The 18,633-nt window shown below is 72.6% G+C and carries 20 protein-coding genes; 9 read left to right on the top strand and 11 right to left on the bottom strand.

Annotated elements, in window-relative coordinates; all coding sequences use genetic code 11:
• Positions 1-36: 36 nt before the first annotated feature.
• The 4 genes from ABZX30_RS16925 (at position 37) to ABZX30_RS16910 (ending at position 3,326) form a co-directional block, all read left to right on the top strand.
• Positions 37-765 carry a glutamine amidotransferase gene (locus ABZX30_RS16925; protein ID WP_355934147.1) on the top strand — a complete coding sequence of 243 codons (729 nt, stop codon included), beginning with the start codon at positions 37-39 and terminating at the stop codon, positions 763-765.
• A gap of 233 nt (positions 766-998) precedes the next feature.
• The gene (locus ABZX30_RS16920; RefSeq protein WP_355934146.1) at positions 999-2,024 is read left to right on the top strand and encodes a 6-phosphofructokinase; all 1,026 of its coding nucleotides are present in this window, start codon (positions 999-1,001) and stop codon (positions 2,022-2,024) included.
• Between the two features lie 111 nt (positions 2,025-2,135).
• Complete coding sequence (locus ABZX30_RS16915; RefSeq protein WP_355934144.1) at positions 2,136-3,086, top strand: cytochrome c oxidase assembly protein; 951 nt, start codon at positions 2,136-2,138, stop codon at positions 3,084-3,086.
• A 69-nt stretch (positions 3,087-3,155) separates the two neighbouring features.
• On the top strand, positions 3,156-3,326 hold the full coding sequence (locus ABZX30_RS16910) for a hypothetical protein (protein ID WP_355934143.1): 171 nt from the start codon (positions 3,156-3,158) through the stop codon (positions 3,324-3,326).
• A 12-nt stretch (positions 3,327-3,338) separates the two neighbouring features.
• Here ABZX30_RS16910 and ABZX30_RS16905 read toward each other — a convergent pair whose 3' ends face one another.
• The 4 genes from ABZX30_RS16905 to ABZX30_RS16890 form a co-directional block, all read right to left on the bottom strand.
• Entirely contained in the window at positions 3,339-4,520 is a 1,182-nt protein-coding gene (locus ABZX30_RS16905; protein ID WP_355934142.1) for a histidine kinase, read from the bottom strand.
• A 136-nt stretch (positions 4,521-4,656) separates the two neighbouring features.
• Entirely contained in the window at positions 4,657-6,369 is a 1,713-nt protein-coding gene (locus ABZX30_RS16900) for a cation acetate symporter (protein WP_355934228.1), read from the bottom strand.
• 14 nt (positions 6,370-6,383) lie between these two features.
• On the bottom strand, positions 6,384-6,737 hold the full coding sequence (locus tag ABZX30_RS16895) for a hypothetical protein (protein ID WP_355934140.1): 354 nt from the start codon (positions 6,735-6,737) through the stop codon (positions 6,384-6,386).
• 9 nt (positions 6,738-6,746) lie between these two features.
• Positions 6,747-7,502, bottom strand: a complete 756-nt coding sequence (locus ABZX30_RS16890) for a LytTR family DNA-binding domain-containing protein (protein ID WP_355934139.1) — start codon at positions 7,500-7,502, stop codon at positions 6,747-6,749.
• Positions 7,503-7,579: 77 nt separating this feature from the next.
• Between ABZX30_RS16890 and ABZX30_RS16885 the strand changes: the two genes are divergently transcribed.
• The 4 genes from ABZX30_RS16885 to ABZX30_RS16870 all read left to right on the top strand — a co-directional run bounded on the left by ABZX30_RS16885 (position 7,580) and on the right by ABZX30_RS16870 (position 11,281).
• The gene (locus ABZX30_RS16885; RefSeq protein WP_355934137.1) at positions 7,580-8,065 is read left to right on the top strand and encodes an Lrp/AsnC family transcriptional regulator; all 486 of its coding nucleotides are present in this window, start codon (positions 7,580-7,582) and stop codon (positions 8,063-8,065) included.
• A 153-nt stretch (positions 8,066-8,218) separates the two neighbouring features.
• Positions 8,219-9,028 carry a dimethylargininase gene (gene ddaH / locus ABZX30_RS16880; RefSeq protein WP_355934136.1) on the top strand — a complete coding sequence of 270 codons (810 nt, stop codon included), beginning with the start codon at positions 8,219-8,221 and terminating at the stop codon, positions 9,026-9,028.
• On the top strand, positions 9,028-10,251 hold the full coding sequence (rocD, locus tag ABZX30_RS16875; RefSeq protein WP_355934134.1) for an ornithine--oxo-acid transaminase: 1,224 nt from the start codon (positions 9,028-9,030) through the stop codon (positions 10,249-10,251). The genes ddaH and rocD overlap by 1 nt, the downstream gene beginning before the upstream one ends.
• Before the next feature lie 304 nt (positions 10,252-10,555).
• Positions 10,556-11,281, top strand: coding sequence for a lysophospholipid acyltransferase family protein (locus tag ABZX30_RS16870; RefSeq protein ID WP_355934133.1), 726 nt, complete (start codon positions 10,556-10,558; stop codon positions 11,279-11,281).
• A 62-nt stretch (positions 11,282-11,343) separates the two neighbouring features.
• Here ABZX30_RS16870 and ABZX30_RS16865 read toward each other — a convergent pair whose 3' ends face one another.
• From ABZX30_RS16865 to ABZX30_RS16835, 7 genes are all read right to left on the bottom strand, one after another.
• On the bottom strand, positions 11,344-12,939 hold the full coding sequence (locus ABZX30_RS16865) for an alpha/beta hydrolase (RefSeq protein ID WP_355934132.1): 1,596 nt from the start codon (positions 12,937-12,939) through the stop codon (positions 11,344-11,346).
• Between the two features lie 145 nt (positions 12,940-13,084).
• Positions 13,085-13,855, bottom strand: a complete 771-nt coding sequence (locus ABZX30_RS16860) for an urease accessory protein UreD (protein ID WP_355934130.1) — start codon at positions 13,853-13,855, stop codon at positions 13,085-13,087.
• Positions 13,843-14,523: an urease accessory protein UreG gene (ureG, locus tag ABZX30_RS16855; protein WP_355934128.1), complete on the bottom strand. Its 681-nt coding sequence runs from the start codon at positions 14,521-14,523 to the stop codon at positions 13,843-13,845. Before ureG ends, ABZX30_RS16860 begins: the two co-directional genes overlap by 13 nt.
• A 189-nt stretch (positions 14,524-14,712) precedes the next feature.
• Positions 14,713-15,387 (bottom strand): urease accessory UreF family protein, encoded by a 675-nt coding sequence (locus tag ABZX30_RS16850; RefSeq protein ID WP_355934127.1) that lies wholly within the window; start codon positions 15,385-15,387, stop codon positions 14,713-14,715.
• Complete coding sequence (locus ABZX30_RS16845) at positions 15,387-17,108, bottom strand: urease subunit alpha (RefSeq protein ID WP_355934126.1); 1,722 nt, start codon at positions 17,106-17,108, stop codon at positions 15,387-15,389. Before ABZX30_RS16845 ends, ABZX30_RS16850 begins: the two co-directional genes overlap by 1 nt.
• On the bottom strand, positions 17,101-17,412 hold the full coding sequence (locus ABZX30_RS16840; RefSeq protein WP_355934125.1) for an urease subunit beta: 312 nt from the start codon (positions 17,410-17,412) through the stop codon (positions 17,101-17,103). Before ABZX30_RS16840 ends, ABZX30_RS16845 begins: the two co-directional genes overlap by 8 nt.
• 10 nt (positions 17,413-17,422) lie before the next feature.
• Positions 17,423-17,725: an urease subunit gamma gene (locus ABZX30_RS16835; RefSeq protein WP_355934123.1), complete on the bottom strand. Its 303-nt coding sequence runs from the start codon at positions 17,723-17,725 to the stop codon at positions 17,423-17,425.
• A gap of 455 nt (positions 17,726-18,180) precedes the next feature.
• Between ABZX30_RS16835 and ABZX30_RS16830 the strand changes: the two genes are divergently transcribed.
• Entirely contained in the window at positions 18,181-18,465 is a 285-nt protein-coding gene (locus ABZX30_RS16830) for a hypothetical protein (protein ID WP_355934226.1), read from the top strand.
• Positions 18,466-18,633: the final 168 nt, after the last annotated feature.

The raw sequence follows: 18,633 nt of genomic DNA, 5'->3' as shown, positions 1-18,633 counted from the left end.
AGACAACCGCATCGGACAACGGAGCGACGATCCCTCATGAGCGACAACCAACTGCGGCTGGTGTGGATCTACCCGGATCTGCTGAGCACCTACGGCGACCAGGGCAACGCGCTGGTCATCGAGCGGCGGGCCCGGCAGCGCGGCCTGGACGTGGCGCGGCTCGACGTGCGCAGCGACCAGCCGATCCCCACCTCCGGCGACATCTACCTGATCGGCGGCGGTGAGGACCGGCCGCAGCGGCTCGCCGCGGAGCGGCTGCGCCGCGACGGGCACCTGTACCAGGCGGTGCAGAACGGCGCGATCGTCTTCGCGGTCTGCGCCGGCTACCAGATCCTCGGCCACGAGTTCGTCAACGACCTCGGCCAGCGCGAGCCCGGCCTCGGTCTGCTCGACGTGACGACCGTGCGCGGTACGGGCGAGCGGTGCGTCGGGGACGTCCTCGCGGACATCGACCCGCGCCTGGGCCTGCCCCAGCTGACCGGCTTCGAGAACCACCAGGGCGTCACCCAGCTCGGCCCGACCGCCCGCCCCCTCGCCCAGGTCCGCCTGGGCAAGGGCAACGGCACGGGGGACGGCACGGAGGGCGCGTACAACGACACCGTCTTCGGTACGTACATGCACGGGCCCGTCCTCGCCCGCAATCCGCAGATCGCCGACCTGCTGCTGAAGCTGGCGCTGGACGTCAACGCGCTGCCGCCGATCGACGACCGGTGGTACGAGGCGCTGCGCACCGAACGCATCACGGCCGCGCAGCAGCCCGCCTAGGCGGCCCGGCCGGCCCGTGCGGGGTCCGGTCCACAGGGACTGGAGCCGCCTTCGAGTGCCCTGGCCGAGGGTGGTCCGCAGGCCCGCCTGACAGCGCGTCCGCTCACATGTGCGGGCACGTCCAGCAGGCGGACGCCTGCTGCGGAGCCACCCCCTCACGCCGGTAGGGTGGCCGGGATACAGCCGGACAGCGTGGTCCGGTCCCCGGCCCACGTCTAGAAGGTATTCGGGCTATGCGCATTGGTGTCCTCACGTCCGGCGGCGACTGCCCCGGCCTGAACGCCGTCATCCGGTCCGTCGTGCACCGCGCCGTCGCCGACCACGGCGACGAGGTCATCGGATTCCGGGACGGCTGGAAGGGCCTCCTGGAGTGCGACTACCTCAAGCTCGACCTGGACGCCGTGGGTGGCATCCTGGCGCGCGGCGGCACCATCCTCGGCTCCTCCCGGGTCCGCCCGGAGCACCTGAGGGACGGTGTGGCACGGGCCAGGGGGCACGTCGAGGAGCTCGGTCTCGACGCGATCATCCCGATCGGCGGCGAGGGCACGCTGAAGGCGGCCCGCCTGCTGTCGGACAGCGGCCTGCCCATCGTGGGCGTGCCGAAGACCATCGACAACGACATCGCGGTCACGGACGTCACCTTCGGCTTCGACACGGCCGTCGGCGTCGCCACCGAGGCCCTGGACCGGCTGAAGACCACGGCCGAGTCCCACCAGCGTGTGCTGATCGTGGAGGTCATGGGCCGCCACACCGGCTGGATCGCCCTGCACTCGGGCATGGCGGCCGGCGCCCACGCCGTCGTCGTGCCCGAGCGGCCCTTCGACATCGAGGAGCTGACCCGGAAGGTCGGCGAGCGGTTCGAGGCGGGCAAGCGGTTCGCGATCGTGGTGGCGGCCGAGGGTGCCAAGCCGAAGCCCGGTTCCATGGAGTTCGACGAGGGCGGCAAGGACGTCTACGGCCACGAGCGCTTCGCCGGGATCGCCCGGCAGCTCTCCGTCGAACTGGAGCAGCGGCTGGGCAAGGAGGCACGGCCGGTCATCCTCGGGCACGTGCAGCGCGGTGGCACGCCGACCGCGTACGACAGGGTGCTGGCCACCCGGTTCGGCTGGCACGCGGTGGAGGCGGTGCACCGCGGCGAGTTCGGCCGGATGACCGCGCTGCGGGGTACGGACATCGTGATGGTGTCGCTGGCCGAGGCCGTCCAGACGCTGAAGACCGTGCCCTCCGAGCGGTACGACGAGGCGGAGTGCGTGCTCTGAGCTCCCGGTCCGAGCGGACCTCCCCGCCCCCGGCCGCGGACGTGACCGGGGGCGGCTCTACTCTTGGGGGCGGACAGACGCGTACAACCCCCACGAATCAGGAGCCGGCGGATGGATCACAGCGGGCACGGCATGGTCATGGATCTGCCGCCGTTCACGCTGGGGCGGGGTCTTCAGTGGTCGGCGGACCCGTTCTTCCTCGTGGCGTGCCTGCTGGGGCTCGGGCTGTACGGGTGGGGCGTGGTACGGCTGCGGCGGCGCGGTGACACGTGGCCGGCCGGCCGGACGGTGTCGTACGCCGTGGGTGTGCTGACCATAGGGCTGATGATGTGCACCAGGCTGAACGACTACGGCATGGTCATGTTCAGCGTGCACATGGTCCAGCACATGGTGATCAGCATGCTGTCGCCGATCCTGGTCCTGCTGGGCGCCCCGGTCACCCTGGCACTGCGCGCACTGCCGGTCGCGGGCAAGGGCCGCGCCGGTCCGCGCGAGCTGCTGCTGGCGCTGCTGCACAGCCGGTACATGCGGGTGATCACGCATCCCGTGTTCACGATCCCGCTGTTCATCGCGAGCCTGTACGCGCTGTACTTCACGCCGATCTTCGACTTCCTGATGGGCTCGAAGACGGGGCACGTCGCGATGATGGTGCACTTCCTCGCGGTGGGCGTGGTGTTCTTCTGGCCGATCATCGGCGTGGACCCGGGGCCGCACCGGCCCGGGTACCTGATCAGGATGCTGGAGCTGTTCGCGGGCATGCCGTTCCACGCGTTCTTCGGGATCGCGCTGATGATGGCGTCGACGCCGATGGTGGCGACGTTCCGCAACCCGCCCGCCTCGCTCGGCATCGACGCGCTCTCCGACCAGAACGCGGCCGGCGGGATCGCCTGGGCGTTCAGCGAGATCCCGTCCGTGCTGGTGCTGATCGCGCTGCTGTTCCAGTGGTACGGCTCGGAGCAGCGGCAGGCCAGGCGCAAGGACCGGGCCGCCGACCGTGACGGGGACCAGGAGCTGGCGGCGTACAACGCCTATCTGGCCTCACTGAACGCACGCGAGAACTGAGTCACCGGTATGCCGTAGCGCAACCGTTCGGGGCACCATGGAGGCACGGACCCTGAGGAGGCTGGTGCGATGCCCGGTTCCACGAACGGTTCCACGAAGGCCATGGGGGTGCTCACCGTCGGCGGGCTCGTCGTCGTGACGGCCTACACGGTGGCGCTCGGCAGCAACGGCTGGCTGTGGTTCGGCTGGGTGGTGCTGGGGCTGCTCACGCTGGCGATGATCGTGACCGAGAGGCCCTGAGCCCGGCCCTCCTCAGTGCACCCCCGGCTGGTACTTCGGCAGCCGTGCGGTGATCTTCATGCCCGCGCCGGCCGCGGTCTCGATGACGAGGCCGTGGTCGTCGCCGTAGACCTGGCGGAGCCGGTCGTCGACGTTGGACAGGCCGATGCCGCCCGAGGGGCCGGCCTCGCCGGCGAGGATGCGGCGCAGCAGGCCGGGGTCCATGCCGACGCCGTCGTCCTCGATGACGACCAGCGCCTCGGCGCCCGCGTCCCGCGCGGTGATCTGGATGTGGCAGGCGTCGGCCTTGCCCTCCAGACCGTGCTTGACGGCGTTCTCCACGAGGGGCTGGAGGCACAGGAAGGGCAGGGTGACCGGCAGCACCTCGGGGGCGATCTGCAGGGTGACGGAGAGGCGGTCGCCGAAGCGGGCCCGGACCAGCGCCAGGTAGTGGTCGATGGCGTGCAGTTCGTCGGCGAGGGTGGTGAAGTCGCCGTGCCTGCGGAACGAGTAGCGGGTGAAGTCGGCGAACTCCAGCAGCAGTTCCCTGGCCCGCTCCGGGTCGGTGCGCACGAACGAGGCGATCACCGCGAGCGAGTTGAAGATGAAGTGCGGGGATATCTGGGCGCGCAGGGCCTTGATCTCGGCCTCGATGAGCCGCGTCCGGGACCGGTCGAGGTCCGCGAGCTCCAGCTGGACGCTCACCCAGCGGGCCACCTCTCCGGCCGCCCGGACCAGGACCGCGGACTCGCGCGGGGCGCAGGCGACGAGCGCGCCGTGCACCCGGTCGTCGACGGTCAGGGGCGCCACGACGGCCCAGCGGACGGGGCAGTCGGGGGTGGCGCAGCTGAGCCGGAAGGCCTCGCCGCGCCCGGTCTCCAGCGGCCCCGCCAGCCGCGCCATCACCTCCGCGCGGTGGTGGGCGCCCACTCCGTCCCAGACCAGCACGTCCTCAAGATCGGTGAGGCACAGCGCGTCCGTGCCGAGCAGGGTGCGCAGGCCGCGGGCGGACTTGCGGGCGGTCTCCCCGGTGAGGCCGGCCCGCAGCGGGGGCGCGGCGAGCGAGGCGGTGTGCAGCGTCTGGAAGGTGGCGTGCTCCACGGGCGTGCCGAGGCCGCCGAGCGTCTCGGGCCGGGCGGTCCGGCGCCCGAGCCAGAAGCCGGCCGCCAGCAACGGCAGGACGGCGGCACAGAGACCCGCGAGAAAGCCGCTCACACCCTCCTCCCGGCCCGCAGCACACCGGCACCAGGGCGAACGCCCCCAGAACCCCCCGGGCACCCCCCGGCCCACCGCAACCGCGAGCCCGCCGCCCATAGCCACGGCGCACCGCGGGGACCCGCCGGGAAGCCGCTCACACCGTCACCTCGGCCCGTAGTTCCTCGGGCAGGTGGAAGCGGGCGAGGACCGCCGCCGTGCCGGGCGGTACCCGGGCCGGGGTGGCCAGGGACACCAGCACCATGGTGAGGAAGCCCAGCGGCACCGACCACAGGGCGGGCCAGGCGAGCAGGGCGTGCAGCGAGCCGGTGCCCGGGACGTCCGCCATGGTCGCGGCGACCGCGAGGAACGCGGAGCCGCCGCCCACCAGCATGCCCGCGGCCGCGCCGGGCGGGGTCAGCCGGCGCCACCAGATGCCGAGGACGAGCAGCGGGCAGAAGGAGGACGCCGACACCGCGAAGGCCAGCCCCACCGCGTCCGCCACCGGCAGCCCGCCGACCAGCATGCTCGCCGCCAGCGGCACGGCCATGGCTAGCACCGTGCCCAGCCGGAAGTGCCGTACGCCGCGCGAGGGCAGCACGTCCTGGGTGAGCACCCCGGCGACCGCCATGGTCAGCCCGGAGGCCGTGGACAGGAAGGCGGCGAAGGCACCGCCCGCGACCAGCGCGCCCAGCAGGTCGCCGCCGGCACCGCCGATCATGCGGCCGGGCAGCAGCAGGACGGCGGCGTCCGCGTCGCCGCCGAGGGTGAGCTCGGGGGCGTACAGGCGGCCGAGGGCGCCGTAGACCGGCGGCAGCAGGTAGAAGCCGCCGATCAGGGCGAGGACGGCGACCGTGGTGCGGCGGGCGGCACCACCGTGCGGGCTGGTGTAGAAGCGGACGACGACGTGCGGCAGGCCCATGGTGCCGAGGAAGGTGGCCAGCATCAGCCCGTACGTGGCGTACAGCGGGCGTTCCTCGCGGCTCGTCGTGAGGGAGGTGGACATGCCGCCGGCGCTGACCCGGCCGGCGGCGGGGACGGGGGTGCCCCGGGCGAAGCTCAGGCGGGTGCCGCCCTCGATGCGGTGGGTGCCCGCGGGCAGGCGGAGCCGGGTGCCGTCGTGGCCGCGGCCGTCGACCGTGCCGCGGACGGTGACCGTGAGCGGCTTCTCGAGCCGGAGGTCGAGACTCTCCCCCACCCGGACGGTGCGCTGCTCGCGGAAGGCGGCCGGTTCCGCGAACGCGGGTTTCGGGCCGCCGTCGGCCTGCCAGGCCAGGACGAGGAAGAGGGCGGGGACGAGGAGGGCGGTGAGCTTGAGCCAGTACTGGAAGGCCTGTACGAAGGTGATGCTGCGCATGCCTCCCGCGGCGACGGTCGCCACCACGACCACGGCGACGATGACCCCGCCGAGCAGGTCGGGGGCCCCGGTGAGCACCGTCAGCGTCAGTCCGGCGCCCTGGAGCTGGGGCAGCAGGTACAGCCAGCCGACGCCGACCACGAAGGCCCCGGCCAGCCGTCGCACGCCCTGTGAGGCGAGCCTGGCCTCGGCGAAGTCCGGCAGGGTGTAGGCGCCGGAGCGGCGCAGCGGGGCGGCGACGAAGAGGAGCAGGACGAGGTAGCCGGCCGTGTAGCCGACCGGGTACCAGAGCATGTCCGGGCCCTGGACGAGGACCAGTCCCGCGATGCCGAGGAAGGAGGCGGCGGAGAGGTACTCGCCGCTGATGGCGGCCGCGTTCAGGCGGGGGCCGACGGTGCGCGAGGCGACGTAGAAGTCGGAGGTGGTGCGGGAGACGCGCAGGCCGAAGGCGCCGACGAGGACGGTCGCCACGACGACGAGGGCGACGGCGGGGACGGCGTAGCCGGAGTTCATCGGTCCGCTTTCGGTCATCGGTCTTCGATGAGGCGTACGAAGTCGCGCTCGTTGCGTTCGGCGCGGCGCACGTACCAGCGGGCGAGCAGGACCAGCGGCGCGTACAGGCAGAAGCCGAGCACCACCCAGGCGAGGCGGCGGGCGTCGGGGGCGGCCGCGAAGACCAGCGGGAGCGGGCCGACGAGCAGCACCAGGACCGCGAGTCCGGTGAGCGCGGCGCGCAGCTGGGTGCGCATCAGGGAGCGGACGTAGGTGTGGCCGAGGGTGGTGAGCTCGTCGATCTCGGTGCGCGGCCGGTAGTAGCCGGAGGTCCTGCGGGTGCGGCGGGGCGGTCCGGTGACGGTGACACGGCGTTCGGTGGGCTCCACGGTGCCTCCCTACCCCGCGGTCCGGCGCATCAGCAGGTCCCGCAGCTCCCGGGCGTGCCGCCGGCTGACCTGGAGTTCCTCGCCGCCGACCAGGACGCTCACGGTGCCCGCGTCCAGGCGGAGCTCGCCGATGTGGCGCAGGGCGACGAGGTGGCGGCGGTGGATGCGGACGAAGCCACGGCCGCGCCAGCGTTCCTCCAGGGTGGACAGCGGGATGCGGACGAGGTGACTGCCGCGGTCGGTGTGCAGCCGGGCGTAGTCGCCGTGCGCCTCGACGTGGGTGATGTCGTCGACGGCGAGGAAGCGGGTCACGCCGCCGCGTTCGACGGGTATCTGTTCGGGGTCGGGTTCGTGCACGGGGATCGGTGGCGCGGTGCCGCGCAGTTCGGCGGCCCGGCGGACGGCCTCGGCCAGGCGTTCCTTGCCGACGGGTTTGAGTACGTAGTCGACCGCCTTGAGATCGAACGCGCGTACGGCGAAGTCCTCGTGCGCGGTGACGAACACGACCAGCGGCGGGTGGGCGAACCCGGTCAGTAACCGGGCCATCTCCAGGCCGTCGAGGCCGGGCATCTGGATGTCGAGGAAGACCACGTCGATGGCGTCGGGCCCGGCCGGACCGGACTCCAGGGCACGGGTGATGCGGCGCAGCGCGCCGGTGGCGTCCCCCGCGCCCTCGGCGCTGCTGATGCGCGGGTCGGCGTGGAGCAGGTAGAGGAGTTCCTCGAGCGAGGGGCGTTCGTCGTCGACGGCGAGGGCGCGCAGCATGAACGTGGAGTGTAGGAGGAAACCGCATGCCTGGACATGTGCCGGGCGTGGACGTCCGCGCTGGATACAGTGCCGGCATGAACAGCAGGACCACCGCGTTCGACGAGCTCGACCGGAAAATCGTCACCGCGTTGATGGCGAACGCCAGGACCAGCTTCGCCGAGATCGGATCGGCGATCGGGCTGTCGGCCACCGCGGTGAAGCGGCGGGTGGACCGGCTGCGGGACACCGGCGTGATCACGGGGTTCACGGCCACCGTGCAGCCGTCGGCGCTGGGCTGGCGGACGGAGGCGTACGTGGAGGTGTACTGCGAGGGGGCGGCGCCGCCGAGGCGGCTGGCGGAGGTGGTCCGCAACCATCCGGAGATCACGGCCGCGATGACCGTGACGGGCGGCGCGGACGCGCTGCTGCACGTGCGGGCCCGGGACGTGGAGCACTTCGAGGAGGTGCTGGAGCGGATCCGCGTGGAGCCGTTCATCCGGAAGACGATCAGCGTGATGGTGCTGTCCCACCTCATCCCGGAAAGCCCGGAAGCGGGAGCCACCCACGCGGCACCGGAATGACGCCGGGTATGCGCATCATCCGTGCGTGTCGAATCCGCAGAACGCAGCGATACTGCGCAGGAACGCAGCCTTTTTTCCTTGTCGTCCGCCTTTCCCGCTTCCTACCTTGGTGTCACCCCTCAGTGACACACAGGAAAACGGAGGGAACCCTCTGTGGCCGAAAGCCGTGTGCCGCGCCCCCGGCGCTTCCTCGTCTGTGAACCCAGACATTTCGCGGTGCAGTACGCGATCAATCCCTGGATGCATCCCGACCGGCCCGTCGACGTGGATCTCGCCCAGGAGCAGTGGCAGGCGCTGATCCGCGCCTACCGCGCCCACGGCCACTCGGTGGAGTCCGTCGAGCCGGTCCCCGGACTGCCGGACATGGTCTTCTCCGCGAACGCGGCGTTCGTGGTCGGCGGCCGGGTCTTCGGCTCCCTCTTCCACGCGCCGGAGCGGCGTGCGGAGTCGGTGCACTACGACACCTGGTTCAAGACGGCCGGCTACGACGTGCACCGCCCCGAGTCGGTGTCCGAGGGCGAGGGGGACCTGGTGTGGACGGGCCGGTACGTGCTCGCCGGCACCGGGTTCCGCACCACCCGCGAGGCGCACCGGGAGGTGCAGGAGTTCCTCGGCCACCCGGTGATCGGCCTCACCCTGGTGGACCCGTACTTCTACCATCTGGACACGGCGCTGTTCGTGCTGGACGACGACAACGTCTGCTACTACCCGGAGGCGTTCTCGGCGGGCAGCCGGGAGGTGCTGCGGCGGCTGTACCCGGACGCGGTGCTCGCCACCCGCCGGGACGCCATGGTGTTCGGCCTGAACTCCGTGTCCGACGGCCGGAACGTCTTCATCGCGCCCCGCGCCGAAGCCCTCGCCGAGCGTCTCGCCGGCCACGGCTATGTCCCCGTCCCCGTCGACCTGTCGGAGTTCCACAAGGCCGGCGGTGGCATCAAGTGCTGCACCCAGGAGATCCGCTGATGACCGCACCCGCCCGCACGCGTACGTCCGCCGACCTGATCCGTGCGGAGGAGCCCGTCCTGGCGCACAACTACCACCCGCTGCCCGTGGTGGTGGCACGGGCCGAGGGCACCTGGGTGGAGGACGTCGAGGGCAACCGCTACCTGGACATGCTCGCCGGATACTCGGCGCTGAACTTCGGCCACCGGCATCCGGCGCTGATCGAGGCCGCGCACCGCCAGCTGGACCTGTTGACGCTCACCTCCCGCGCCTTCCACAACGACCGGCTCGCCGGGTTCGCGGAGCGGCTCGCGGAGCTGACCGGCCAGGACATGGTGCTGCCGATGAACACCGGGGCCGAGGCGGTGGAGAGCGGCATCAAGGTGGCCCGGAAGTGGGCGTACGAGGTGAAGGGCGTCCCGGCCGACCGGGCGACGATCGTGGTCGCGGCGGACAACTTCCACGGCCGTACGACGACGATCGTGGGCTTCTCCACCGACGAGACGGCCCGGGCGGGCTTCGGCCCCTTCACGCCGGGCTTCCGGATCGTCCCGTACGGCGACCTGGCCGCGCTGGAGGAGGCCGTCGACGAGACGACGGCGGCGGTGCTGCTCGAGCCGATCCAGGGGGAGGCCGGGGTCGTCATCCCCGCCGAGGGCTATCTGGCCGGCGTCGGTGCGCTGACCCGCCGCAGGGGCTGCCTGTTCGTCGCGGACGAGATCCAGTCGGGCCTGGGCCGCACCGGCCGCACCCTCGCGGTGGAGCACGAGGACGTCGTACCGGACCTGCTGCTGCTCGGCAAGGCGCTGGGTGGCGGGATCGTGCCGGTGTCGGCCGTGGTGGGCCGGCGCGAGGTGCTCGGCGTGCTGCGGCCGGGCGAGCACGGCTCCACGTTCGGCGGCAACCCGCTCGCGGCGGCCGTCGGCACGGCCGTGGTCGGGCTTCTCGAGACGGGCGAGTTCCAGCGCCGGGCGACGGAGCTGGGCGTCGTGCTGCGGGACGGACTGGCCGATCTGGTCGGCCGGGGCGTGGTCGGCTTCCGCTCGCGCGGGCTGTGGGCGGGCGTGGACGTCGACCCGGCCATCGGCACCGGCCGCGAGGTCAGCGAGCGCCTCATGCGGGAGGGGATCCTGGTCAAGGACACCCACGGTTCCACGATCCGGCTGGCCCCGCCGCTGACCATCACGGCCGGGGAACTGCGCCACGCGCTGGCCGCGTTGGAGCGGGTACTCGGGCGGAGCTGAGGTCGTCGACGGGCCGGGCGGCGGGACACGGCTGCCTCGTGGTCTCGAACCCGGCCGGTCGGCGCAGCCCGGGGTCACTCCGGAGAGGGGCGTCCACGGGCCGTACCGACCGGTGGACGGGCACCGGGGACCCGGGACGAAGGCCGGATCACCGTCGACGGCGCTGCCGCGGGCCCTGGCCGATCCCGTGTCGGACCCGGTTCCGCGTGACTGCGTCGCCACCTACACTGACTCCCCACAGCACGCCGGTTGACCTGCTAGAACACAGCGGTTGAGCCGATCCGTCACAGTGAGGAGCGACCCCTTGTTCTACTACCTGCTCAAGTACGTGCTGCTGGGGCCGCTGCTGAGAGTGGTCTTCCGGCCCCGCATCGAAGGCCTTGAGCACGTGCCCTCCTCGGGCGCCGCCATCGTCGCCGGCAACCACCTGTCCTTCTCGGACCACTTCCTGATGCCGGCCATCCTCAAGCGGCGCATCACCTTCCTCGCCAAGGCCGAGTACTTCACCGGACCGGGCGTCAAGGGCCGCCTGACCGCGTTCTTCTTCCGCAGCGCGGGCCAGATCCCGGTCGACCGCTCGGGCAAGGACGCCGGTCAGGCCGCGATCCGCGAGGGCCTCGGCGTGCTCCGGAAGGGGGAACTGCTCGGCATCTATCCCGAGGGCACCCGTTCGCACGACGGCCGCCTCTACAAGGGCAAGGTCGGCGTCGCGGTGATGGCGCTGAAGGCCGGGGTGCCGGTCGTGCCCTGCGCGATGATCGGCACCTTCGAGGCCCAGCCGCCGGGCCGGGTCGTCCCGCACCTCCACCCCATCGTCATCCGCTTCGGCAAGCCCCTCGACTTCTCCCGCTACGCGGGCATGGAGAACGAGAAGGCCGTCCTGCGGGCGGTCACCGACGAGATCATGTACGCCATCCTGTCGCTGTCCGAGCAGGAGTACGTCGACCAGTACGCGGCCGTGGCCAAGGCGGAGCAGGCCACGGCCGGCGCGGAGCGGGAACGCCGCTTCCCGCGGATGCCGCTGAGCTGACGGGCCGGGCATGCCTGAGGGGCGGCCGGATCAACCGGCCGCCCCTCCTCACCGTGCCGCGGTCACGGCTTGGGCGTGGCGTGCGGAGCGCAGGTGACGTCCGCGGTGTCCAGCCCGCCGGTGAGCAGGTAGGTGTCCACCCGGTCGTTGATGCACGGGTTGACCAGGCCGGTCACGCCGTGGGAGCCCGCGCCCTTCTCGGTGATCAGGCGGGAGCCCTTGAAGCGCTTGTGCAGTTCGACGGCGCCCTCGTACGGGGTGGCGGCGTCCCGCGTGGACTGCACGATGAGAACCGGCGGCAGGCCCTTGTGGGTCACCACGTCGACCGGGGTCCGCTGCTTGACCGGCCAGGTGGCGCACGGCAGGTTCATCCAGGCGTTGGCCCAGGTCATGAACGGGTAGTCCTTGTTGAGCCGCGTGTTGTCGCGGTCCCACTTCCGCCAGCTGGTGGGCCACTTGGCGTCGGTGCACTCGACGGCCGTGTAGACGGCGTTGCCGTTCTCCGAGGAGATGTTGCCGGCGGTGTCGGACAGGTCCGGGGCGGCCGCGTCGACGAGGGCCTGGGTGTCACCGGCGACGTACTTGCCGAACACCGTGGCGACCGGCACCCACGAGGAGTCGTAGTACGGGGCGCTCTGGAAGAAGGAAATCAGCTCGGCCGGGCCGACGACCCCGCCGAGGGGTTTCTTCTTGGCGGTGGCGCGCAGTTGGAGCCACTTGGCCTGGACGGCGGCGCGGGTGGTGCCGAGGTGGAAGCTCGCGTCGTTGGCGGCGACCCAGTCCTCCCAGTCCTTCCAGCGGCCCTCGAAGGCGATGTCCTGGTTGAGGTTGGCCTGGTACCAGATGTTCTCGCGGGCGGGGTTGACCACGCTGTCGACGACCATCCGGCGGACGTGGCCCGGGAAGAGCGTCCCGTAGACCGCGCCGAGGTAGGTGCCGTAGGAGACGCCGAGGTAGTTGAGCTTCTTCTCGCCGAGTGCGGCCCGGATGACGTCCAGGTCGCGGGCGGTGTTCGGCGTGGTCATGTACGGCAGCATGCCGCCGCTGCGGTCGTAGCAGCCGTCGGCGTACTCCCGGGCGAGCTTGCGCTGGGCCTTCTTGTCGGCCTCGGTGTCCGGCACCGGGTCCATCTTGGGCGCCTTGACGAACTCCTGCGGGTCGACGCACGAGATGGGGGCCGAGTGGCCGACGCCGCGCGGGTCGAAGCCCACGAAGTCGTACGCCTTCGCGGTGTTGGCCCACACGGGGCTCTTGGTGGTGACCCGGCGCGGGAAGCGCATGCCGGAGCCGCCGGGACCGCCGGGGTTGTAGACGAGCGCGCCCTGGCGCTCCTGCTTCGTCCCCGTGTTGCCGATGCGGTCGACGGCGAGCTTGATCTGCTTGCCGTTCGGCTTGGCGTAGTCCAGCGGTACGGAGACCCAGCCGCACTGGATCGGCTTCTCCAGCCCCCAGTCGGCGGGGCAGTCCTGCCAGTCGATCCCGGCCTTGGCCGCCCGGTCCGCGGCGATCGCGGCACCGCGGGCCTCGCGGTCCTGGCCGTGCCGCTCGGCCGCGACGGCCCTGGGCGCCGAGACGGCACCGGCCAGCAGGGTCGCCGTGACGAGCGCTCCGGCCGAACCGAGCGCCAGGACACGCCTCTTCGGTCTGATGTCCCTCAAGTGGGCCCCTCCCCGTACGTAGCTGTGAATGGTCACGGGGGATCCTCGCCGCTGTGAACCACCTGAGAACAGGGGGCGTTGACCTTCTTTACCAATCCGATAACCGGATGATCAAGTCCCGCTGAGCGGAACGCCGTGGTTCCGGTCACCGCACCAGCAGCTCCAGCGCCTCGTCCAGCACCCGCCGCAGCCGCAACGCGTCGGCCGCCACGGCGGTCACCAGCACGGCGGGCCCGGCGAGCGGCATCACGGCGGCCCCCTCCCCCAGCATCCGCGCCGCCACCGGCTCATGCTCGAACTCGGGCCTCACCACCACGAGTTGCCCGACCGCACGGTGTCCCGCCAGCACGGCCGGCCCGTCCCAGCCGCCCGGGGCGCCGGGCCCGCAGGCCAGTTCCTGGTCGAGCACGGTCCCCCCGGCGAGCCGCACCGTGAGGCGGCTGGTGAGCCGTCCGGGTTCCTCCCCGGCCCGTCCCAGCACCTGCTCCTCGCGCAGCACGAGCCGGGCCCCGGCCGCGAGGTCGACGCGGGTGGTGACGTACAGGTCGCTGCCCCGCGCGGAGATCAACTGCTCCGGCAGCCAGTGCAGTTCACCGCCCTCGGCGACGCGGAGCCGGACGTCGTACCGGGCCTCCTCCTTGCCCTGTCCCGGCAGCGCGATGGTCGCCGCGGCGGACCCGACGTGCAGCCGGGCGCCCTCCCCCACCTCGGCCGCCACGGCGAACCGGTCCCCGCCGAGCGGCCCGCTCATCGCACCGACGAGCACGACCCGCGCCTCGGTCCCCCGCGCCCGGGTACGACGCGGCGCCAGCGGCCCCTCGCCGTCCAGCACGGGCAGCGCGGTACCGCCCCGCCCGTCGTCCCGGGCGGTGATCCGGGCGGCGGCCCGCACCCCGGTCGCGGTCACGCCGTCCACGCGGCGAGCCGCCCGCGCACCCATCCGGCCACCTCCATCACGCCCGCCTCGCTCCTGAGCGACTGGAACACCACCGGCAACCCGGCCCGCTGCGCCTTCGCGTCGGCGGCCATCCGCGCCAGGTCGGAGCCCACGTACGGCGCGAGGTCGGTCTTGTTCACCACGAGCAGATCGGCGGTGGTGACCCCCGGACCGCCCTTGCGCGGGATGTCGTCACCCCCGGCGACGTCGATGACGAAGATCTGCGCGTCCACGAGCCCCTTGGAGAAGGTCGCGGTCAGGTTGTCCCCGCCGGACTCCACCAGGATCAGGTCCAGCGGCCCCACCTCGTCCTCCAGGTCCTCCACCGCTTCGAGGTTGGCCGAGATGTCGTCCCTGATGGCGGTGTGCGGACAGGCCCCCGTCTCCACGGCGGCGATCCGCTCCGGCGGCAGCACGGCCTCCCTGAGCAGGAACTCGGCGTCCTCCCGGGTGTAGATGTCGTTCGTGACGACGGCCAACGACAACGTGTCGCGCAGCGCCCGGCAGAGCGCGGCGACCGTGGCGGTCTTCCCGGACCCGACCGGCCCGCCGAGCCCGATCCGCAGGGCCCGGCGGGCGCCGTCGGGCCGGTGGGCGTCGGCGCTGAGGGCGGGGGCGGTGTGCGTGTGGGAGTGGTCGAGATGCATGCGAAGAACTCCATCGGTCAGCACGTCCGGGATCCCCTCCGGGGGATTCGAGGACGAGGCCGTTCAGGCCGAACGGTGGCCCAGGGGCGGAGCCCCTGGCGGGGTGAAAGGGGCGGAGACCCTGGCGGGGTGACAGGGGCGGAGCCCTTGGGGGACGGGAAGGGTAGGGGCGGCGGGGGCGGAACACTCCTACGACGCGAACAGCCGTACGGGCCAGGCCGCGTGCCACTGTGCCCCCACCTCCAGCAACGGCGCGGACGCCGCGGGCAACGCGTCGACCCCCTCCCCGCCCACCCGCAGCGCCGCCTCCACCGCCCGGTCCGCGACGCGATCCAGCTCCGGCGCCAGTCGCGCCAGCACCGCGGTGGCGTCGAAGGGATCGAGACCCAGCAACCGCACCGTCGCGGTCGCGGGCCCGCTCACGCTCTCGTACGCCGCGCAGTACGCCGCGTCCAACGCCTCGAGGCCGGCCGCCCGCGCCGCGAGCCCCAGCACCACGGGCTGATGGGCCCCCTTGGGGAACTTCCCCGCCACGGCGTCCAGTTCACCGCACGGCCAGGCAGCCCGAGCGGCGCGCAGGAGTTGCCGCCCCAGCCGCCGCGCGGCACCCCGCAACGCGGGCGACGGGGTCCGCGCGTCCGCCGCCGCGTCCAGGGCCACGGGATCCACCCCGAGCACGGCAGCCGCGGCGAGCGCGGCGGCCACCAGCCCGGCGGTGTGCAGCCGCCCCCGGCAGAAGTCCTCCAGGCTCCCGGCCCCGCCGATCCGCCCGGCCTTGACGGCCGCCTCGGCCCCGCCGGAGTGGGCGTGGCCGCCGGCCGGGAAGCGGCCGTCGGCCAGCACGAGAAGTGCCGCCCTGGACATCAGAAGAGGAAGTAACGCTGGGCCATGGGCAGTTCGGCCGCCGGTACGGCCTCGACCGGTTCACCGTCGATCCGCACGGCGAAGCTGTCGGGGTCGACCTCGACGCGCGGCCGGGCGTCGTTCTCCTTCATGTCCGCCTTCGTCACGCCACGCGTCGACTCGATGGCGAGGAAGCGCTTGCCCAGGCACAGCCGTTCCGGCAGCCCGTCGTCGAGGGCGAGCGGCGCCACGAAGTTGACGGAGTTGGCGGCGGGCGCCCGTCCGACGGCCCCGTACATGGGCCGCGGGAGCACCGGCTGCGGTGTCGGGATGGACGCGTTCGCGTCGCCCATCTGCGCGTACGCGATCTGGCCGCCCTTGAGGACGAGGAGCGGCTTGACCCCGAAGAACGCGGGCTCCCACAGCACCAGGTCGGCGAGCTTGCCGGTCTCGACGGAACCGATCTCGCGGGCGAGGCCCTGGGCGAGCGCGGGGTTGATCGTGTACTTGGCGACGTACCGCCGCACCCGCCGGTTGTCCGCCCGGCCGTCCCCCGGCAGCGCACCGCGCCGGCGCTTCATCACATGGGCGGTCTGCCAGGTCCGCAGGACGACCTCACCCACCCGCCCCATGGCCTGGGAGTCGGAGGAGATGATCGAGATCGCGCCCAGGTCGTGCAGGACGTCCTCGGCGCCGATCGTCGACGGCCGGATCCGGGACTCGGCGAAGGCCAGGTCCTCGGGGACGGCGGGGTTGAGGTGGTGGCAGACCATCAGCATGTCGAGGTGTTCCTCGGCGGTGTTGACGGTGAACGGCCGCGTCGGGTTGGTGGAGCTGGGCAGCACGTGCGGCTCGGAGACCACGGTCATGATGTCCGGCGCGTGCCCGCCGCCGGCGCCCTCGGTGTGGTACGCGTGGATGCCTCGACCGGCGATCGCGGCGAGCGTGTCGCCGACGAAACCGGCCTCGTTGAGGGTGTCGGTGTGGATGGCGACCTGGATGCCGGTGCGGTCGGCGACGGTCAGCGAGGCGTCGATGACGGCCGGGGTGGAGCCCCAGTCCTCGTGCAGTTTCAGGCCCAGCGCGCCGCCGCGGATCTGCGACAGCATCGCCTCGTGCGAGACGGTGTTGCCCTTGCCGAGGAAGCCGATGTTGAGCGGGTAGGCCTCCATCGCCTCCAGCATCCGGGCCAGGTGCCAGGGGCCGGGGGTGACGGTGGTGGCCTTGGAGCCCTCCGCCGGGCCGGTGCCGCCGCCGACCAGCGTGGTGATTCCGGCGGACAGGGCCTCGTCGGCGATCTGCGGGCAGATGAAGTGGACGTGGGCGTCGATCGCGCCGGCGGTGAGGATCCGCCCGTTGCCGGCGATGACCTCCGTCTCCGGGCCGATCACCAGGTCCGGGTGGACGCCGTCCATCGTGTCGGGGTTGCCGGCCTTGCCGATCCCGGTGATCCGGCCGTCCCGGATGCCGACGTCGGCCTTGACGATCCCCCAGTGGTCGACGATGACGGCACCGGTGACGACCGTGTCGGGGGTGCCTTCCGCGCGCGTGGCGCGGGACTGGCCCATGGACTCGCGGATGACCTTGCCGCCGCCGAAGACCGCCTCGTCGCCGGCGCGTCCCGGGCCGCCGGAACGGTCCTCCTCGATCTCGATCAGCAGGTCGGTGTCGGCGAGCCGGATCCGGTCACCGGTGGTCGGGCCGAACAGGTCCGCGTACGCGGCGCGGGAGATCTCAGGCATCCAGGGCACCTCCGGTCTCCCCGCGCAGGCCGGGCACGACCCGGGCGCCGCCGATCGGGACGAGTTCGACGTCGACGGGGATACCGGGCTCGAAGCGCACGGCGGTGCCGGCGGCGACGTTCAGGCGCGTGCCCCGCGCGGCGGCGCGGTCGAACTCCAGGCCCGGGTTGGCCTCGGCGAAGTGGTAGTGGGAGCCGACCTGGACCGGCCGGTCGGCGGCGTTGAGGACGGTGAGCCGGGTGACCTCGCGCCCGTCGTTGAAGACGACCGGGTCGTCGGCGAACAGGATCTCTCCGGGAATCATCTACGGCCCCTCAGACGATCGGGTCGTGCACGGTGACGAGCTTGGTGCCGTCCGGGAAGGTGGCCTCGACCTGGACGTCGTGGATCATCTCGGGCACGCCTTCCATGACGTCGTCCCGGGTGAGCAGCGTGCGCCCGGAGGACATGAGTTCGGCGACGGTGCGGCCGTCGCGCGCGCCTTCGAGGAGGTGCGAGGTGATGAGGGCCACCGCCTCGGGGTGGTTGAGCCTGAGCCCGCGGGCCCGGCGTTTGGCGGCCACGTCGGCCGCGACGTGGATCAGCAGCCTCTCTTGCTCGTGCGGGGTCAGTTGCACGTCCCACCTCACAGTCCTCGCTCCGGACCGTGCGGGGTCCGGTTGCCGCGGCCACGGGCCGAAGTCCCTGGTGGCGTGGATCGGCAGGCTAGTGGGGGCGGGTTTCGACGACGTTAACCGAGTCGTGATCCGCCGGCCGCCGGCGTGCGGGCCGCGCGTGCCCGCCGGCGCCGCGGTGTGCTCCGCGTGGACCGGGACCGCCCGCTCGTGGTCGTGCGGGACCTCGGTGTGCGGGCGGGCGAAGCGGAGCGCGGAACCGCCGGGGGCCGGACCGTATACGGCGCGGTCGTCGCCCCACGGCGGGAACCGCGGGCGGGCTCGGTGGTGCCCCTGCCGGGCCCGCCCGCGGCCCGCGGGGAGGCGCGAGGAGGCACAGGGGGCCCCGCCGCGGGCGCGGTCATGCCGTCCGGCGGCTTCCCCGGGCTTGTGCGGCTCCCGGGACGCGCTAGCCGCCGCTGCCCGCCCTGACCCGCACCGAGGGTGAGCTGATCGACCGTTACCTGGACGTGGTCGACCTGCTGGGACGCATCAACCCGGCGCAGCACGGTGACACCCACCGCGGGCTGCGGGCCGCCCAGGCGCTGGTGCGCAAGGCGGTGGAACTGCGCGACGCGCTGGCGTCGGTGCACCAGCGGGGCGAGACGGAGTTGCACGCGGCCACCCCGGCCCGGGCGCTCAGGGCGCTGCACGGCGAGCGCCGTACCGAGCGCGTCACCGCGCCCCCGGACGGGGCCGGTTGAGGCTTGCGCGTTCGAGTCTGAGTCGAAACGGACCAAAAGACGTACCTACGTTCGGAGTAACCGCGCATCCTTTTTCAGGGCCTCCGAAGTCGCGCGAAGCTCCCGGCCGATGACTGCCGGGAGCGACTTCTGCCCTGGTCGGAGGGTGCGCGGTGGTCACGGCAGCGG

The sequence above is a fragment of the Streptomyces sp. NPDC004542 genome (assembly GCF_040610035.1).
GTDB lineage: Bacteria > Actinomycetota > Actinomycetes > Streptomycetales > Streptomycetaceae > Streptomyces.
The sequence above is the reverse complement of the archived record's forward strand: the minus strand, read 5'-3'. Positions and strand labels throughout refer to the sequence as shown.

Excerpts from the sequence above, each read along its gene's own strand:
- ABZX30_RS16925 (WP_355934147.1), top strand. The coding sequence starts at position 37 with ATGAGCGACAACCAACTGCGGCTGGTGTGGATCTACCCGGATCTGCTG.
- ABZX30_RS16920 (WP_355934146.1), top strand. The coding sequence starts at position 999 with ATGCGCATTGGTGTCCTCACGTCCGGCGGCGACTGCCCCGGCCTGAAC.
- ABZX30_RS16915 (WP_355934144.1), top strand. The coding sequence starts at position 2,136 with ATGGATCACAGCGGGCACGGCATGGTCATGGATCTGCCGCCGTTCACG.
- ABZX30_RS16910 (WP_355934143.1), top strand. The coding sequence starts at position 3,156 with ATGCCCGGTTCCACGAACGGTTCCACGAAGGCCATGGGGGTGCTCACC.
- ABZX30_RS16900 (WP_355934228.1), bottom strand. The coding sequence starts at position 6,369 with ATGAACTCCGGCTACGCCGTCCCCGCCGTCGCCCTCGTCGTCGTGGCG.
- ABZX30_RS16890 (WP_355934139.1), bottom strand. The coding sequence starts at position 7,502 with ATGCTGCGCGCCCTCGCCGTCGACGACGAACGCCCCTCGCTCGAGGAA.
- ABZX30_RS16885 (WP_355934137.1), top strand. The coding sequence starts at position 7,580 with ATGAACAGCAGGACCACCGCGTTCGACGAGCTCGACCGGAAAATCGTC.
- rocD (WP_355934134.1), top strand. The coding sequence starts at position 9,028 with ATGACCGCACCCGCCCGCACGCGTACGTCCGCCGACCTGATCCGTGCG.
- ureG (WP_355934128.1), bottom strand. The coding sequence starts at position 14,523 with ATGCATCTCGACCACTCCCACACGCACACCGCCCCCGCCCTCAGCGCC.
- ABZX30_RS16850 (WP_355934127.1), bottom strand. The coding sequence starts at position 15,387 with ATGTCCAGGGCGGCACTTCTCGTGCTGGCCGACGGCCGCTTCCCGGCC.
- ABZX30_RS16845 (WP_355934126.1), bottom strand. The coding sequence starts at position 17,108 with ATGCCTGAGATCTCCCGCGCCGCGTACGCGGACCTGTTCGGCCCGACC.
- ABZX30_RS16840 (WP_355934125.1), bottom strand. The coding sequence starts at position 17,412 with ATGATTCCCGGAGAGATCCTGTTCGCCGACGACCCGGTCGTCTTCAAC.